Source organism: Streptomyces sp. NPDC060209 (genome assembly GCF_042728155.1).
In the GTDB taxonomy this organism is placed as follows: Bacteria; Actinomycetota; Actinomycetes; order Streptomycetales; family Streptomycetaceae; genus Streptomyces.
Genome location: NZ_JBHWZS010000066.1, coordinates 1 through 16,892 on the forward strand (window position 1 = coordinate 1; position 16,892 = coordinate 16,892).

At 73.7% G+C, this 16,892-nt stretch carries 10 protein-coding genes; 1 reads left to right on the forward strand and 9 read right to left on the reverse strand.

Annotated features, from left to right (window positions below):
- Positions 1-542, forward strand: a 542-nt coding sequence (locus ACFWFI_RS15430) for a hypothetical protein (protein ID WP_387389702.1), incomplete at its 5' end; no start/stop codon positions are given.
- 54 nt (positions 543-596) lie between these two features.
- Here ACFWFI_RS15430 and ACFWFI_RS15435 read toward each other — a convergent pair.
- The 9 genes from ACFWFI_RS15435 to ACFWFI_RS15475 form a co-directional block, all read right to left on the reverse strand.
- Positions 597-1,553, reverse strand: a complete 957-nt coding sequence (locus tag ACFWFI_RS15435; RefSeq protein ID WP_387389705.1) for an ABC transporter ATP-binding protein — start codon at positions 1,551-1,553, stop codon at positions 597-599.
- Positions 1,550-4,321, reverse strand: a complete 2,772-nt coding sequence (locus ACFWFI_RS15440) for an FtsX-like permease family protein (RefSeq protein WP_387389707.1) — start codon at positions 4,319-4,321, stop codon at positions 1,550-1,552. Before ACFWFI_RS15440 ends, ACFWFI_RS15435 begins: the two co-directional genes overlap by 4 nt.
- The gene (locus tag ACFWFI_RS15445) at positions 4,322-7,654 is read right to left on the reverse strand and encodes an FtsX-like permease family protein (RefSeq protein WP_387389709.1); all 3,333 of its coding nucleotides are present in this window, start codon (positions 7,652-7,654) and stop codon (positions 4,322-4,324) included.
- A gap of 158 nt (positions 7,655-7,812) precedes the next feature.
- Positions 7,813-8,217, reverse strand: coding sequence for a globin (locus tag ACFWFI_RS15450; protein ID WP_387389712.1), 405 nt, complete (start codon positions 8,215-8,217; stop codon positions 7,813-7,815).
- 84 nt (positions 8,218-8,301) lie between these two features.
- A complete protein-coding gene (locus tag ACFWFI_RS15455) occupies positions 8,302-9,759 on the reverse strand; it encodes an FHA domain-containing protein (protein WP_387389713.1) in 1,458 nt (485 codons plus the stop codon).
- Between the two features lie 112 nt (positions 9,760-9,871).
- The gene (locus ACFWFI_RS15460) at positions 9,872-11,233 is read right to left on the reverse strand and encodes a vWA domain-containing protein (RefSeq protein WP_387389716.1); all 1,362 of its coding nucleotides are present in this window, start codon (positions 11,231-11,233) and stop codon (positions 9,872-9,874) included.
- 165 nt (positions 11,234-11,398) lie between these two features.
- Positions 11,399-12,769 carry a PP2C family serine/threonine-protein phosphatase gene (locus tag ACFWFI_RS15465; RefSeq protein WP_387389718.1) on the reverse strand — a complete coding sequence of 457 codons (1,371 nt, stop codon included), beginning with the start codon at positions 12,767-12,769 and terminating at the stop codon, positions 11,399-11,401.
- A gap of 2 nt (positions 12,770-12,771) precedes the next feature.
- Complete coding sequence (locus tag ACFWFI_RS15470; protein WP_387389721.1) at positions 12,772-15,516, reverse strand: serine/threonine-protein kinase; 2,745 nt, start codon at positions 15,514-15,516, stop codon at positions 12,772-12,774.
- A complete protein-coding gene (locus ACFWFI_RS15475; protein ID WP_387389723.1) occupies positions 15,513-16,850 on the reverse strand; it encodes a hypothetical protein in 1,338 nt (445 codons plus the stop codon). The genes ACFWFI_RS15470 and ACFWFI_RS15475 overlap by 4 nt, the downstream gene beginning before the upstream one ends.
- Between the last annotated feature and the right edge of the window lie 42 nt (positions 16,851-16,892).

Here is a 16,892-nt window from a genome sequence, read left to right on the forward strand (position 1 = left end):
CGTTCGAGGTCCTCGCGATCCGGACGGCCCGGCTGTCAGGGGCCCACGACTTCGACGTCACGGTCTCGGCCGGTGAACTCCTCGAATCTCTGAACACGGACGGAGTCGACGACCCGGCCGGCGTGAGCGCGCTGCCGGCTCCTGTCACCGGGCCCCCGTGGGCGGGGATGCTGCCGCCGCGCGGCGGCTGGCAGGAACGTCCCGGACTGCCCGGGCCCGTCGACCTGCGCACCCGGCTCACCGACGCCGTGGCCGAATTCCGGTCCCGCGACGCGGCGTTGCCCGAGGACCGGCGCACCCGGGCGGAACGCGACCTGATCGGCCGCGACATCTGGTCCCGGACGGTCGGGGACACGGAGCTGCCGCTGCGCGCCGTGCACGCCGCCCAGTCCCTCGGCTTCCTGCGCCCGGCGCCGGACTTCCCCGTCGCGCTGCTCACGGCCGGTTCGTGGCTGCGGCTGCGTACGCCGTTCGGCTCGATCGCCCTGCGGGGCGCGGGTGGCGGCCTCGGCACGCTCGCCGTGACGGTCGGGACCGTCTGAGGCTCCTGTACCGGGCCTCCGGCGCGCTCGTCCGCGGTCCTCACGACGCCGGGTCTACTCCTTCGCGGCGTCCGGCCACACCCCGATGTGGTCCTGCTCCAGCTCCAGCATCACCCGGTGCTCCATGCCCAGCGCCTCGGTGTAGTCGGCGGGCAGCTGCAGCCGGCCCGCCCGGTCGAGCATCGCGTACTCCCGCGCCACCTGGGACTCCTGCCCCGTCGCCGCGTCCACCTCGGTGCGCCGCAGCACTTCGGAGGACGTACGGCCGTCGCGGATCGCGACCGTACGGCGCACCTCGCTCGCCACCGCCTGGTCGTGGGTGACGATCACGATCGTCGTGCCGAGCTCCTCGTTGGCACGGCGGAACGCGGCGAACACCTGCTCGCCCGTCGCGGAGTCCAGCTCACCGGTCGGCTCGTCGGCGAGCAGCACCGAGGGGTTGTTGGCGAGGGCGACCGCGACGGCCACCCGCTGCTGCTGGCCGCCGGACATCTGGGCGGGGCGCCGGTCGCGGCAGTCCGCGACGTCCAGCATCGTCAGCAACGACTCGGCCCGCGCGGCCCGTTCGCGGTTCCGGCCGCCCCCGCGCAGCTGCATGGGGAGCGTGATGTTCTGGACGGCGGTCAGATACGACAGCAGATTGCGGGAGGTCTGCTGCCAGACGAACCCGACGACGTTACGGCGGTAGCGCAGCCGTTCCTTCTGACCCATCGCCAGCAGGTCGCAGCCCGCCACCTTCGCCGACCCGGCCGTGGGGACGTCCAGACCCGCCAGGATGTTCATCAGAGTCGACTTCCCACTGCCCGAGGCGCCGACCAGAGCCATCAACTCGCCCTCGGTCACCAGCAGATCGAGCCCCTGGAGCGCCTGCACCTCCACACCGTCCGTGGAGAAGATGCGCACCAGCCGGTCGCAGGCGATCAGGGCGTCGTGCCCGTACGAAGGCCGGTCGCGGCGTGCGGCGGCCCGCTGCTCGAGTTCCGCCAGGGTGGTCTCTGTCGATGATGTCACCGGGTGTCTCCTGCCCTGAGTTCCTTGATCGAGCCACGGCGGCTCGCCCACCACGCCTGGACACCGGCAACGGCGGCGGCGAGGACGACCACACCGACCGCCGGAAGCGCCAGCGACCGGAGGTCGGCCCGCAGTGAAGCCGGTTGCGGCGTCGAGGGGTCGCCGCCGGCCAGTGCCAGCGCGCCCAGGTCGATGCCGGGGGCCAGCAGGGCGATGGTCGCCCAGCCGACGAGGAGCCCGCCGAAGGCGGCCAGCAGCGCCTGCGGCATCGCCTCGAACGCGAGGAGCCGCCGCCCTTGCCGGGTGGTGAGCCCCATGGTGCGCAGCCGGGCCAGGAGCGTGGTGCGCTCCGGCGCGGTCTGCAGCAGGGAGAGAAGCACGGCGAGCAGCGCGTATCCGGCGCCCGCCACGACAGCCGCCCCGTAGATCCGTTCGGCGCCCGACTGCATCGGGGTGTCCACGAACCGCTCGCGCTCCGCCGACCGCAGCCGCACCCCGAACTCCGGTCCCGCCTCCCGCGCGGCGGCCAGCAGCTGCCGGCCGTCGAGCGAGGACCCGGTGACCAGCAGCGTCGTGGGGTCCGCCAGGGCGAGCCCCTTCGCGTCGACGATCAGGAACTCCGAATCGCTCACCGCGGAGGTGCGCGGGAGCACCCCGGCGACCCGCACGGTGATGTCCCCGGCCTGCGACCGGATGGTGCGCGGCTGTTCACCGAGCCGCTCCGAGAGCGCGGGCGAGACGATCGCGGGAAGCGCCCCGTCCTGCCCCTGACCGTTCCTCAGCGAGGCCGTGGGGAAGGCCGGCAGCCCGGTGCCGCGGGCCAGGCGCGCGTACGAATTCGGTTCGACGCCCATGAGGGTGGCGCGCTTCGTGTCCGACCTGACGTCCTCGGACGCCGCGAGCGGAGTCGCGTACTCGATGCGTACGGGCGCGACGTCGTCGACGCCGTCCATCTCCCGCACCTGACGGATGAGGCCGTCTGAGACCGGGGACAGCCCGCCCTCCCCGCTGATCCTGGCGTCCGCGCCGACCGCCCGCAGCGCCGCTTCGTCACGCGCGTCCGCGACCCCCGCGAGCACCGAGCCGCCGAACGCCGCCGTGGTCAGTGCGATCAGCAGGGCCAGCAGGGGCAGCGTGCCGCTGGACGAGGCCCGGCCCGCACGGGCCAGTGACAGGAAGCCGACCGCTCCGCGCAGCCGCGCCACGGGGCGCGCGGCCAGCCGCAGCGGCAGTGGATACAGCCGTACGAGAACGAGTGCGGCGATCAGCCCCACCAGGACGGGCGCGGCACTGACCAGCAGATCGGCGCCCGCGCCCGTCGACGTACCGCGGCGGCGCAGTGCCGCGACGGCGCCGACCGCCAGGACGAGCAGGGTCAGTTCGGTCACCGTACGGCGCCGGGTGGGCCTGGCGTTCATCACGTCGTCGCGGGCGCCGTGCAGCAGCGGCCTGCGGTGGTGCAGGGCCGTGCGGAGCGGCAGCACCACGCAGACGAGGGCGGCGACGGCCGCGGCACCCGTCAGGGCGGGCAGGAACCGGGCCTCGCCGACGAGCAGCACGGCGGCCAGCAGACCGAGCGCCGTCGCCGGCACCACGGCCACCGCCGTCTCGGCGAGCAGCCGCCCGCTCATGCCCCGCAGCGAGCCGCCGCGGGAGCGCAGCAGGGCGAGCTCGTGGTGGCGGCGGGCACTGATCAGCCCGCCCGTCATCAGCAGGACGACGCCGGCCACCACGCCGATGCCGACGGCGGCGACCGTGACGACGGGGCCGATGGAGGCGCGCATCGAGGAATAGGCGCCGAGGATGGCGTCGAGGTCGGTCGTGAGCGTGGTGTTCGGCCCGGCGATGTCGCGCAGCTCCAGCAGCCCGGGGCCGTTCTCCACCGCCGCGACGCCGGTCTCCAGCCCGGGTACGTCGGCCGATGTGAGGCCCGAGGCGTCCGGTGCGAGGCGCCAGTACATCTCCGGCTCGCCAGTGGTGGCGAGCAGCGCCGGACCTGTGTCCTGAGGCAGGAGCAGCGTGCCCCGCCAGTAGAAGACAGGCGTCGGGGACCCGGGGTCCCTGACCAGGGACGGGGCGCGGAACAGCGGGTCGACCGCCCAGTAGCCGCTCTTCGGGTGCAGCGGAGTGACGATGCCGGTGACGCGTACGGTGAGCGGCGCCCCGCGCAGGGTGGGCACCGAGACGGTGGAGCCCGGCTTCATCTTCAGCTCCGTGGCCGTCTCCTCGGTGACGGCCGCCTCCACCTCACGGGTGTCCAGCGTCACCGCGTCCCGCGCCACGGGCCAGCGCCCCGACCGCAGGGTGCCGTGGTCGGCGAGCGCCGACGGGGCGGCGTAGGTGAGCCGGGGCGGCACCGCGTCGGGGCGGGGCAGCCAGGGCTCGTCCGCGACGAGGGGCTTCGTGGTGTGCACCCCGTACGACGAGGCGGGCACATCGGCGCGTACGGGATCGGGGAGCACCTTGATCAGTGCGCGGTGGGCCGACGACAGGGCCTTCTCCCGCATCGCGCTCTCACGGACCGAGGGCGCCTGCCCGAGCGCGGGCGGCAGCGTCGTCACCTCCAGCACGCTCTGCCCCGGCGAAGCGGTCGTGACGTCATGGCGCAGCGCCTTCGTCTCGTACGCGTCCACGGAACGCGGGAACGCGGCGGCGAGGAAGGCGGTCAGGAACACCAGGACCGCCAGGGCGGCGGAGATGCCGGGGGCGGTACGCAGCCTCGTACGCACCCAAGGAGCGCAGGCGGCCGGGATCTTGGCGGCGTTCATCTAGTTGTCCCCCTGGTGGCGCAGCGACACCGCAGGATCTGCGCGGCGCAGTGTGGTCGCCGCGACGATCAGCAGCGGAAGTGCGGCGACCGAGGCGAGCAGGACCGCGACCTGTCCGGCGGGCAGCAGCACCAGCACGTCCGGTACGGGCCTGGCGGCCTGCCCGGTCAGTACGACGAGCGGCACGACGGCCCTGGTGAGCACCGCCCCGAGGGCGAGACCGATCAGCAGGGCCAGGGCGATCAGTACGCCCTGTTCGGCGGCCATCATCCGGGCCAGCCGGCGGCGGGGCGCGCCGAGCGCCCGCAACACCGCGAATTCGGCGGCCCGTTCGCGCTGCGAGCCCACGAGGCCGACGGCGAACCCGACCGCGGCCAGCGCGGCGGCCACCACGGCGACGGCCAGCAGCGCGGACTGCGGGCCCGCCCCCAGCGGGTCGTCGGCCAGCTCCCGCGCCACCTCGTCCCGGACCCGTACCTGCGCGGGATCGGTGCCGGGCAGCGCGCGCAGTTCCGACGCCACCTCCGCGCCGTCGCCGGGTGCGGTGCTCAGCCACCACTCGGTGGGCGCGAGGGTGGCCCCCGACCTGTGGGCGAGCACCTCCGACACCGCCCTGAGGTCCAGCAGCAGACTGCCGCCCGCCTTCGTGGACGACTCCTCCGAGGCGCCCTCGGGCACGCCGGCGACCGCCCCGGGGCCGGTGGTCGGGAGCTGCCGCACCGACTTCACGAGAGTGACCCGGACCGTGTTGCCCGCCAGCGTGAGGTCGATCTCCTGGCCAGGCTTCGCCCCCGCGTACGTCAGATACGCGTCGGTGGCCACGGCTTTCAGCGCGGGGGCCGCCGGGCGGACAGCGGTGATCCGGAGGGTGCCGGCCGCGGCGCCGCCGCCGAAGAAGGAGTCGTCCGGCGGGGTGGCCCCTGTGCCGTACCGGAAGGACGGGGCGGCGCCCGAGCCGGTCACCTCCTGAGCCGTCTCGCCGGGGCGCGACTCGCTGTTCTCGGACACGGTCGTCGCGGCCTGCCAGCGCACCCCCGCCGAAGGGGGCGCCGGCTGCTCGCTCCCGTCCGCGGTGAGGGCGCGGAGCCCCGCCACGGAGACCAGCCGCTTCTCGGAGCGGACGGCGGGCACATCACCGTCCAGCTCGAAGCCGGTCACCGCCAGTTCACCCGACGCCGCCACGGGGAAGGACACGGCGTGCGCGCGGCCGTCGACGGGGACGGTGCCCGCCCCGATCCGGTACCCGATGCCGTAACGGTCCTCCAGCAACACACTGACCAGCGCCGTCGAACCGGACGGGGACTTCCCGCCGGGCGCCGAGGTGTCACTGACCCGCAGATCGAACAGCACCCGCTCACTGCCCTCGGGCAGGACGACCCCGGTCCGCGCGGTCCTCGGCGGGGCGATCGCGTCGAACAGCTCCTGCGGTGACGTGCCGGAGAGGTCCTCGCGCATCAGCATCCGCTCGTCCGCGTGCACGGTGTCCAGGGCGAGCACCTCGGCCGTCCGCCCGCCGGAGAGATCGGCCGTCGTGCGGAACGCGGGAGCCGCCTCCCGCACGCCCGGCAGGTCCGTGTACGCGGCGGCCTTCGCCGTATCGCCGGACAGCGCGCCAACCATGCGCACCGACGCGCCCGACCTGAAGTCCGCCTGGTCGTGCTGCGAACGGTCCCAGGACGCGCTCTGGCCGATGGCCAGCATGCCCATCGCGACCGACAGGACCAGCAGCAGCACCGGTCCGGCTCCCCGCAGCGGCCGGCGGCTGAACTGCCAGCCCGCCAGGGCCGCGGACAGTCCACGGCCGCCCGCCGCACGGCGTTCCGCGAGCCGGGCGGCAGGGGGGAGCAGACGCAGGGTCAGCACGGTGCCCGCGAGCAGGGCAAGCGCGGGGGCGGCGACCAGGAGTGGATCGATGCCGAGCTCGCCCTTCCGGTCGCCGCTGAGCGCACCGCTGCCGGACGCCCCGGTCTGCCGGTCCAGCTGCCAGTACGCCACCCCGGCGATGAGCAGCAGCCCGATGTCGGCGCCCGCCCGCACCGGTGTGGGCAGCGACGCGGCCCGGGAGCCCCGGCGCCCTCCCGCGCCCGCCGTCAGGGCGGGCGCCACCACGGCGAGCGCGCACGCCAGCGCGACGGCGCCCGCCACCAGCCAGACCGTGCCGTCCACTCCGCCGTCGAGCCGCAGCCCGATGCGGCCGAGCTCGCTCCGGTTCGCCAGCAGCCTGGTCAGCGGACCGGCGAGGAGCGGCGCGACGACGGCGGCGGGCACCGCGAGCAGCAGCGCCTCGATCGCGGCCAGCGCGGCGATCCGGCCCCTGGATCCGCCCCGGGCCAGCAGCAGTTCGGTCTCGCCGCCACGCTCGCTGCTCAGCAGCCTGGCCACGAGCAGCAGGGCGTACCCGGCGAGCAGGACCAGCTGCACGGCGACGATCATGATCGTCGAGCGGGACACCAGCAGCGCCCGCTCGATCTGGTCGATGACGGTCGGCAGCGAGGTCCGCACCGTCACCCCGTCCCCGAACACCGTAGAGGCGGAGAGTGCCTTCGGCCCGTTCGTCGATGCCTCGTGCAGCGCGTCGGTCCGGCCGGTCGTCACGGTACGGAAGTCGGCGGCGGCCAGCCAGGACACCGGACCGGCGCTGACCCGGCCGGAACCGAGGACGGCAGGGTCGGCCAGCAGGGGGCCGTAGGTGGTGAAGACGACCTTGCGGGTGCCGCGCCCGCCGAGCGGGTCCAGCTGCCAGTACGGGTCGTCCAGGTCGGACGCCTCGTAGAGACCCGTAACCTCGACCGGCAGCGGTACCTCGTTCAGCCGGTCGGTGAGGGTGATGCGGGAGCCCGGCTTCAGCTTCAGAGCCTCGGCGGCGGTGCGCGGCAGTGCCACCTGCACGGGTTCCTTCGCGCCCCCGGCCCCGGCGTCCGGCATGCGTCCCGCGGTGAGGCGGACACGGCTGCGGTCGAGCGAGGCGAGATGCGTCAGGTCGGGCTGGCCGCGCTTCGCGGCAGGCGCCTGGAGGCCGCGCGGCAGCGCGTACGGCCCCGAGCTCTCCAGCTTCCTTACGGTGACCGGCAGCCCGTCGAACGTGTCGCCGGCCGTCCGGCGCACCGTGGCGTCGGCCTCCTCGCGCTTGTCCCGGTCCATGTCGGCGGAGACGAAGAGGGTGGCCTGCTCGGCGGAGCGGTGGGTGAGCGTGTGCCGCAGGGCGGCGTCACCTATGGAACCGGAGAACGCGGTGAGCGAGGCCAGCACACAGGTGGTGAGCAGGACGGCAAGGACCGCCGCGCTGAGCAGGAGCCGGTGCGCACGTACCCGCAGAAGGACGAACCCCGTCACCTGATCCCCCGAACCTCAGCAGCCGCACGCCCCGCACGCCCCCCGGCGTGTAACGGATGCTTTCAGAGTGCACGGGCTCCTGGAAACCGCTTGTGGGCGCACCTTGATGGGATCGTGACCGTTATTCGGCTGCGGAGCACCGGATTCCGCACACCGGCTCAGCCCGCGGTATTGATCATCGAGGCGGCGGCGTAGGTGAGGTAGTCCCACAACTGCCGCTCGTGCTCGGGTGGAAGACCGAGCTCGTCGAGCGCCACCCGCATGTGGCCGAGCCAGGCGTCGTGCGCCGCCCTGTCCACCTGGAACGGGGCGTGCCGCATCCGCAGCCGGGGATGACCCCGCTGGTCGCTGTAGGTGCGCGGACCGCCCCAGTACTGCATCAGGAACAGCGCGAACCGTTCCTCGGCCGGGCCGAGGTCCGCCTCCGGGTACATCGGCCGCAGCAGCGGGTCGTCCGCGACGCCCTGGTAGAAGCGGTGGACCAGGCGCCGGAACGTCTCCTCGCCGCCGACCTGCTCGTAGAAGGTCTGCTCCTGAAGCGTGTCGCGCGGAATCTCTGTCACCCGTCCATGGTCGCAGACGCACCGGCCGAGGACCGGGGTCCTAGGACCCCGGTCCGTATCGGCGGGCGGGGTTGCCCCGTCAGGTCAGTCGCGGCGGACCGTGATCGTCGTCCAGGCCCCGACATGCACCTGGTCGCCGTCCTGCAGCGGGACGGGGACATAGGGCTGGATCGGGTCCTCGGCGCCGTTGAGCGTGGTGCCGTTGGTGGAGTTCTGGTCGACGACCGCCCAGCTGCCGTCCGGCTGCTGCACCAGCACGGCGTGCTGGTGCGAGACACCCGGGTCCTCCGGCGGCACGGCGAGATCGATGTCGGGGGACTCGCCGGTGCTGTGCCGGCGGCGGCCGATGGTGATCTGGTTGCCGGTGAGCGCAAGGTGCTGCTCCGGGGAGTACGCGGGCAGGTTGAGCCCGGTCGCCTCGGGGCCGCTGCGCTGCATCATCGCCAGGAAGTAGTCACGGTCCGGGGCGACGACGGCCGTCCAGCTGCCCGGGCCCTGGTCCCGTCCGACCTGGGCGGGGCCCTGGCCGGGGAACTGCTGCTGCGGGGGCTGGGGCGCCTGTGCGGCTTGGGGCGCCTGCGGTGCCTGTGGCGTCTGCGGGCCTTGCTGGAAGGCGGCCGGAGGCTGCTGCTGCGAGGGCGGCGGCAGCATCCAGTCGTCACCCCCGCCGGTCCCCGGCGCCTGCGGCCGCTGGGGCGCCGGCGGCGCGGACTGCTGCTGGAACGACGGCGGGGGAGGCGGCCCCTGCCGCTGCGGCTCGAACGGCGACGGCGGGCCGGGCTGACCGGGACCCTGCTGGCCGGGGCCCTGCTGACCGGGGCCCTGAGGGCCAGGGCCACCCTGACCGGGTCCGTGCTGGCCCGGGACCTGCTGGCCCGGCTGGCCCGGACGGCCCTGCGGCTCGAACGGGGACGGCGAGCCCTGCGGTCCGAACGGCGACGGAGAGCCCTGCGGTTCGAACGCGGACGGGGGCCCCTGCGGGCTCCGGCCCTGCTGTCCCTGCGGCTCGAACGGGGACGGCGACTGCTGCTGGAACGACGGCGGAGGCGGCGGCCCCTGCTGGAAGGAGGGCGGGGGCGGCGGCGGACCCGGCCGGCCGGCCTGCTCCGGAGAGAGCGGCTCCGCCGGCCGGTTCATCTGGGAAGGCCGGGAGCTCTGGTACTCGAACGGGTCCCGCTGCTGCTGCGGCGGGCCCTGCTGCGCCTGGAAGCCGGGCGGCAGATTCAGCCCGGGCGCCGGTCCGCCGGCGCCGCCCTGCGGGGCCAGCGGGGTGTACGACGTCGCAGTGTTCGTGAGGAAGTTCCAGCGGCACTCCTCGCAGTACGGCGCCATCGCCTCACGCGGGGTGCGGCACTGCGGGCAGAGCTCGGCCTGTGCGGTCGGCTCCCCGCCCGGCGGCGGATAGCCGTAACCGGGCGCGGGCGGCGGGGGAGGCGGCGGCGGGACCGCGCCCGCGGGCGCGCTCGTCCCGGCCATGCGATGTCCGCAGACCTCGCACCAGTCCTCGGAACCCGACTGGTGTCCGTTCGGGCAGGTCGGCATGTCGGCGCTTCCCCCTCTCCTCGTCCGGCCCGGAGGCCGCCATGCTTGTCGGTGCACCGTCCGGTCGGCCGGGGCGGCTCTCCGTACGGTTGTGTCGTTGTCGTTCGTGCCGCTATTTCTTGACGCGAACTGTCTTGGTCGAGCGCGTTTCGAGTGTCATCTCGTCCGCTTCCGCGACCCTCGCTTTCAGTCGCACAGTACCGGTCGCCGCGTCGACGACGTCGACCACCTTCGAAAGCAGTTTCGCAGTATCCGCATTTCCGGAGGCCGAAGCGAGCTGCACCGCACGGCCCAGTTTCGCCGTCGCGCCGTCGAAGTCTCCCGATTTGCGCGCATCCAGTCCCTGCTGGATGACTTGCGCCAGTTCCGCCTGTCCTGTGTAGTGCGCCACCTGGGGGTTGATCGAGGTCGACGCGACCATGTCGTCCGTCCAGACGGCCCGCACGAGGCCCTGCGAGAGGGTCTGCGGAGTGCCGCCGTCCGACGAGGGCGGAAGGATGAGTGAGACCCGGGCCGCCAGCATCTCCTGGCCGATCCCGGCCTCCGGAACCCTGACGCACACGTGGTAGTCCCGGGACTCGTCGCCCCAGGAGCCGGTCGGATAGTCGCCGGCGCGCGGTCCCGCCTCGGTGCGGCGGCCGGTCAGTTCGGCGACCGTGGGTGCCACCTGCTTGACGAACACGATCTCGACGCCGACGGGTGTCCAGAGCCGCAACGCGACGTCCGCGACCTCCTTGCCCATCGCGTTCTCCATCATCTGTGTGAAGTCCGCGGCGAGGCCCGCAGGATCGGCGACGATGTCCGACGTGCCGAGCAGGGCCGAGGCGATCGCTGTGACCTCTTTCACCTCCCAGTCGGTGCCGACACCTCTCGCGTCACAGGTGAACCGGCCCGCACAGGAGTCCAGCGCGGCCCGCAGATCCTCCGGGGACTCGTGCTCGTTGCGCCCGTCGGTGAGGAGGATGCCGTGCCGGATGTCCACCTCGGCGGCCCCGAGCAGCCGGTCGGTCAGCCGCAGCCAGGTCCCGATCGCGGTGCCCCCGCCCGCGCTCAGCCGACGCAGGGCCTCCTTCGCCTGGGCCTTGGTCCGCGGGTCGGCCGTCGCCAGCTGCCCGTTGCCCGGGTACACGTCCTTGGCCACATGGGTTCCCGCGACGACGGCGAACCGGGTGCCGTCACGCAGGGTGTCGATGGCCGCCGCCGTCGCGTCGCGCGCGTTGCGCATCTTCGTCGGCGGGTAGTCCATCGAGCCCGAACAGTCGACCATGAGCACCACGGCGGCGTTCGGAGCCTGCCCCGGGACGCGCGCGGATGCCGGGACACCGTCGGCCAGCGGCACGCCGCCGGTCGTACCGCCGCCCGTGGAGGTGACGGTGACGATCGCGTTGACGTCGCGGCCGCCCTCGGGCAGGTACTCGTTCTGGTACACCTCGACGGAGAACTGCGGCACGTTGGACTTGGAGAAGTTGGCCATCTGATCGGCTCCTTGAGGCTCCACGTATGTCAGACGAAGACAGATATGCGGACAGAGTTCAGGACTGAGGGCGCGCGGGACGTGGGGCGCGGGACGTGGGCGCGGGACGGAAGGGCATGGAGACAGGGCGGAGCGCCGGCAGGGCGCCGGCGGACCGAGTGCGGCTCAGGCCGATCCTGCCCCTCGCGCCGCCACTGCGAACGGCAGCAGCGCCACTGTTACGTTGTCGTGGCCCCCGCCGTCCAGCGCGTGACCGACCAGCACCTGGGCGCCGTGCAAAGGCCGTTCGAATGCCTCGGGCGGTACGGCCGCGGCCATCTCCGCAGCCGCCTCCGCGTAGTTCCACAGGCCGTCGGTGCACACCACCACCAGGCCGGGCCGGTCCGGTTTGAAGGACGCGGTGTGCGGCTCCAGCTCGTACGCGTCGGCGCCGAGCCAGCCCGTGATGGCGTGGGCGCGCTCGTCGGCGTACGCCTCCGCCTCGTTCATGAGGCCGGCCGCCACCATCTGCGCGGCCCAGGAGTCGTCCTCCGTGAGCCGGGCCGGCGGCTGGGAGCGGTCCTCGGGGACCCAGTAGACGCGGCTGTCGCCGACCCAGCCGACGACGAGCAGGCCGCCCGCCATGATCGCGCCGACCAGGGTGCAGGCCGGGGCGTTCTGATGACGGTGCTGATCGTGCTCCAGCGCCTGACCGGGCTCCTGGGCCAGTGAGTTGACGGCTTCGGAGGCGGCCAGGATCGCCTCGTGCAGCGCCTGCTGCGGATGCGTACCGCGCGGCAGCGACTCCAGCAGGGACTCGTTGGCCGCGCTCGCCGCCGCGGCCGACGCCTCGTCGGGGCGGCTCGCCGACGAGACGCCGTCGCACACGATGGCGACGACGGCCGGGGAACCGTCCGGCAGGGCGGTGGAGGACACCGCGAACGAGTCCTCGTTGCGGTGGTGGCGCAGCCCCCGGTCGCTGACCGCCGCCACCGAACCGAGTTCCTGCTCCATGTGGTCACGCTCACGGGGCTGGGCGTGGCCGCAGTTCTCGCAGTAGCCGTCGGTGTCCACATGGCCCGAGCGGCAGGCCACGCAGACCTTGGAGCCGACCGCCGAGCCACCGGCGGTGGCGTGCTCCGCGGTACGGGGGTCGGGCGCGGCCAGTTCGAAGTCGCCCGAGGAGCTGTCCGGACCACCGGGGGCGGTGCCTTCCGGAGAGTCCGGCTCGTCGAAGCGGACCGCTGCCCGGTCCGCGGTGGGCAGGGGCTTTCCGCCCGAGTCCACGCCCGGCAGGTCGGCCGGGCGGTGCGTCGGAGCCGGCAGGTCGGAGCTGTCGGTCTCGGAGGCTCGCGGCCACTCCACCTGCCCGGCGGCGACAGGCGCGGCGACGCCCTGCGCGGGCACCGTGATGGCGACCGTCGGACGGTCACCGGGAGGGGCGGGCACGGCCGAGAGGTCGTATCCGCACGCTCCGCAGAAGCGGTCGCCCGACTCCAGCGGTTCCTCGCAGCTGGGGCACCCCGGCAAGGAGGCCTGCTGGTGGCTCTGTGACATCTTCACACCCAGGTCCGGGGGCGGAGACGGTTGGCCCGCTCCACCAGTTCGATCCTCTCGTCGCCCCGCTGCGCGAGCCGGGCGAGCATCCGGTACGAGCGTTCGAGACCGGACCTGAGGCCCCGCTCGTCCAGCTCGCTGCCCAGCACCGTCCTCGGTCCCGCGGCTGCGGGGGAGGACGGATCCGCCGGCTGAGCCATGGGACTACCGGAGAGTACCCAGTCAAGTGCCGTACCCAGTACCTCGGCCGACAACTGTTCACGTCTCACCGCGTCCAGGCCGTAGCCCTGCAAGGCGGTCACCTGGTCCGCGGCGGCGGACAGATCGTGGATCAGCGGCTCGTGGGGGGCCCGCTCACGGAGCCTGGCCCGCACCGCGGCCACCCGGGCCGCCGTGTAGTGGATCGACGACTCCGGAACCGACTCCAGGGTGCGCACCGCTGCGGCCCGGTCCCCGGCGGCGATCTGCACCCGGGCCAGACCGAACGCCGAGCTGACGAAGCTCGGGTCCGTCGCCCACACCAGGCGGTAGTACTCGGCGGCGTTGTCCAGCTGCCCCAGTACCTCCGCGCAGACCCCCAGCGCGAGCTTCGGCGCCGGCTCGCCCGGGAAGGCGTCGTAGAGCGCGTCGAAGGACAGCGCGGCGTTCTCGTCGTCACCGGTCACCAGCGAGGTGATTCCGCGGTACCAGACGACCCGCCAGTCGTCCGGGTGCTCAGCCTCCACCGCGGTCAGCGCACGCACGGCGGAGTCGAGTTCACGCATCTCCAGGCGGGCACGCAGCTCCCGCAGCCGGGTCTCCAACGACGCTGCGGGCACGGAGTGCAGGGCGGCGATCAGCTCAGCGGGGGCCGACGCCATCACCCCGGCGAGGAAGCCGGCGTTGGGGTCGTTCGGATCGACCCGGGGGACCGGCAGGGCCAGCGAGGTCGCCCGCGCGTCGAACGTGGCGAGCCGGGGACCGGTGCCCGGGTACGCGGCCGGTGGCGCACCGGGGTCCGGAACCGCCGCGCGAGGCGCAGGGACGGACGCCCGGTGCTGCGCGTACGCCACCGCGCCACCCGCGGACCCGCTCCCGCCCCGGACATGGGTGTCGGGCGCGTACAGCGGGGCGGCGCCCACGGCCTGCGGGGCCGCGACGGCGGGAGCGGCGGCAGCCGCGGTCAGTGCCGGGGCGGGGAGGGCGGCTGCCGGGGCTACCGCACCCCGGCGGCGTCCGAAGCGCCCCGTGCTACCCGACGGGGCCGTCCGCACGCCGAGCCGCGACACCTCGCCGGTCAGCTCCGCGAACAACTCCGTGTCCGTCACTCGCATTTCCACACCGAACAGGGTCGAGAGCGCCGGGCGAGGACGCCCCGTCTGCAGGGCGATCACCTCCCGCAGCACACCGGTCAGCTGCTCCGCCATCTCCGTGGCCGAGGAGAAGCGGCGGGCCGGATCCGGGTCGGTGGCCCGCACGAGCAGCCGGTAGAACGACTCGTACCTCCGGAACACCTCGATGTTGTCCGGATCGGGCAGCGAGTCCAGGAAGACGTTCGTGTACCCCTGGAAGTCGAAGGTCAGTACGGCGAGCGTCCGCGCGACCGTGTAGAGGTCGGAGGCCACGGACGGACCGGCCTCGGCCACCTCGGGCGCCTGGTAGCCGACCGTGCCGTAGATGGCCGACTCGTCGTCGTCCATCCTGCGGACCGCGCCCATGTCGATGAGCTTGAGCTGGTCCTCGGTCTGGATCGCGTTGTCGACCTTGAAGTCGCAGTACAGGAGGTTGCGGCTGTGCAGGTGGCCGAGCGCCTCGAGCGCCTCGATCCCGTACGCGCATGCCTGCTCGACCGGCAGCGGGTCCCGCTTCCCGGCCGGTGTGCGGCGCTCGTTCGCGATCTCCTTGAGCGACTTCCCGCCGACGTACTCCATCACTATGTAGCCGTCGAGCGAACCCGTGCGCTGGTCGAGGTGCTCCACGAAGTTGTAGATGCGGACGATGTTGGAGTGCTCGATCTCCGCGAGGAAGCGCCGCTCGGAGATGGCCGCCGCCATGGCGTCCTGGTCCCCGGTGTCCAGCAGGCCCTTGAGGACCACCCAGCGGTCGGAGACCGCCCTGTCCACCGCGAGATAGACCCAGCCGAGCCCGCCGTGCGCCAGGCAGCCCGCCACCTCGTACTGCCCGTGCACGATGTCACCGCCGCGCAGCTTGGGCACGAAGGAGTAGGGGTGGCCGCACTTGGTGCAGAACCCCTCGGTGCGGCCCGGCCGTTCCCCGCGGGCCCGGCCCACGGGCGCGCCGCAGTCGGAGCGCGAGCAGAATCGCTTCCGCTCGGGGACCTCGGGCTTCTCCATCACCGCGGTGTGCGGATCGGGCCGCGGTACGTCGGGGACGAGCACCAGGCCCGCGCCCAGCCTGCCGCGCCCGGAGGCGGAGCCCGTCGAGGTGCCCGAGGAGCGCACCGACACCGAGCGGGACGTGGAGCGTCCGGACAAGGAGCGGGAGAGCCGCCCCGACACGGACCGCCGGGAGGTCGACGAGCGGGACGAGGAGCGCGCGGACGCCTGCGAACCGGTCCGCTGCGAGGCGCTGCTGCTCCCCCTGCCGCCGGCCGCCCTGCCGCCGCCCGCGATGCCGGTGGGCGGCGAACTCACCATGCCCGTCGGCGACACGACCGGCGCGAGGCCGCAGGTGCCGCAGAACAGCTCGCCGCCGCCCATGTCCTCGTAGCTGCCCTCGCACGAGGGGCGCTGGCACTCCGTACTCATGATGTCTCCCCGTGTCCGTCGTGCTCGTCCGGACGGCGCGGTGTCAGCAGATCCGCGGCGGCGTGCTGATAGCGCAGCACCGCCTGTTCGGCGACCCGCAGATCGCACGGCGCGCTCCACAGCATCCGTCGGGCCGCGTCGTAGCGCTCGATCAGGAGCGGGTCCTCCGCGAGACCGTGCCGGACCACCTTCGCCCTGTACGCGTCGAGTCTGCCGCGCAGTTCCGCACGGACCGCGAGCGGCTCGGTGACGGACGTCAGCGACTCCCGGGCGCGCATCAGCTCCTCCTCCGCCTCCCGCTCCAGCGATTCCAGCAGCGGCGACAGCCGGTTCCACTGGGAGTGCCTGCGGTACGACGCCGCCGTCGCAAGCCGCTCCTGCAACGCGGTCGGCGGTCCGCTGACCGCGGGCACCTCGGAGGCGGCGATCTTCGCCAGCACCTCGCCGCGCGCCAACCGGGCCTCGGCGAGCGTACGGTTCGCGCGCGACAGCAGGTCACGCACCTGGAGCAGCCGCTGCTCGGCGTCCTGCCGGACCGCGAGCACCGCCTCGATCTCCCGGCGCACGTCCTCCAGGGCGCGGGCCGCCCGGTCGTAGCGCACGGTGTCGGGCCGCCCTCCGCCGGGCGCGGCGCTGCCGGGGCCCGGCATCCAGAACGCCAGCGGATCGGAGACCACCTGCACCCGCAGCGTGGTCAGCTCCTCGGCGATGGACTCCAGGTCGTCACCGGCCGGGTGCTCCCCGGGCCGCACCCCGACGGAGTGCGCCAGCGAGCGGGTGCGGCGCAGCTCGGCGGCCAGCAGGTCTATCCGGGCGGGCAGCGCCGACCACACGGAGTCCGACGCGAGGACCATGTCCAGTGCGTGGGCGTACAGGTCGTTCATACGGGCGACCAGCTCCTCCAGCGTGAACCGCTCGGAGAGCCTGGCCGCACCGGTGAGCGGGGCGCCCGCTCCGGCCGCTCCCTGGTTCGCCACGGTCACACCGTCGCCGCGCAGGAGGTCGGTCAGGGCCACCAGGTCGCTCCTGCCGGGGTAACGGCGCCTGGCCCGGATCTCACGGGCCGAGGCCAGTGTCCCGGTGTAGGTGTCGAAGTACCTCCAGAGCAGGTTGATCGACTGCTGGGTGGAGGCCCAGCGTTCCTTGGTGACACCGGCCAGAGCGGCGCCCTCCAGGAGCCGGCGCCCGGCATGTTCCTCCAGGGCGAAGAGCGAGGTCTCGATGGCCTCGTGCTCCGCACCGAGCCGGGCCAGCGTACGGTCCGCCTCGTCCCGGCCCATGACCGGGCCTGGGGGCCTCCCCGCGAAGCTGGGGAAGGATCCCGCGACGCCCATCGATCACCTCTCCGCTCGTTCCGCCGGACCTGGGGCCCGGAC

What these genes read in the sequence shown, in the direction of transcription:
- ACFWFI_RS15440 (WP_387389707.1), bottom strand. Translation starts at nt 4,321, where the DNA reads ATGAACGCCGCCAAGATCCCGGCCGCCTGCGCTCCTTGGGTGCGTACG.
- ACFWFI_RS15455 (WP_387389713.1), bottom strand. Translation starts at nt 9,759, where the DNA reads ATGCCGACCTGCCCGAACGGACACCAGTCGGGTTCCGAGGACTGGTGC.
- ACFWFI_RS15460 (WP_387389716.1), bottom strand. Translation starts at nt 11,233, where the DNA reads ATGGCCAACTTCTCCAAGTCCAACGTGCCGCAGTTCTCCGTCGAGGTG.
- ACFWFI_RS15465 (WP_387389718.1), bottom strand. Translation starts at nt 12,769, where the DNA reads ATGTCACAGAGCCACCAGCAGGCCTCCTTGCCGGGGTGCCCCAGCTGC.
- ACFWFI_RS15470 (WP_387389721.1), bottom strand. Translation starts at nt 15,516, where the DNA reads ATGAGTACGGAGTGCCAGCGCCCCTCGTGCGAGGGCAGCTACGAGGAC.
- ACFWFI_RS15475 (WP_387389723.1), bottom strand. Translation starts at nt 16,850, where the DNA reads ATGGGCGTCGCGGGATCCTTCCCCAGCTTCGCGGGGAGGCCCCCAGGC.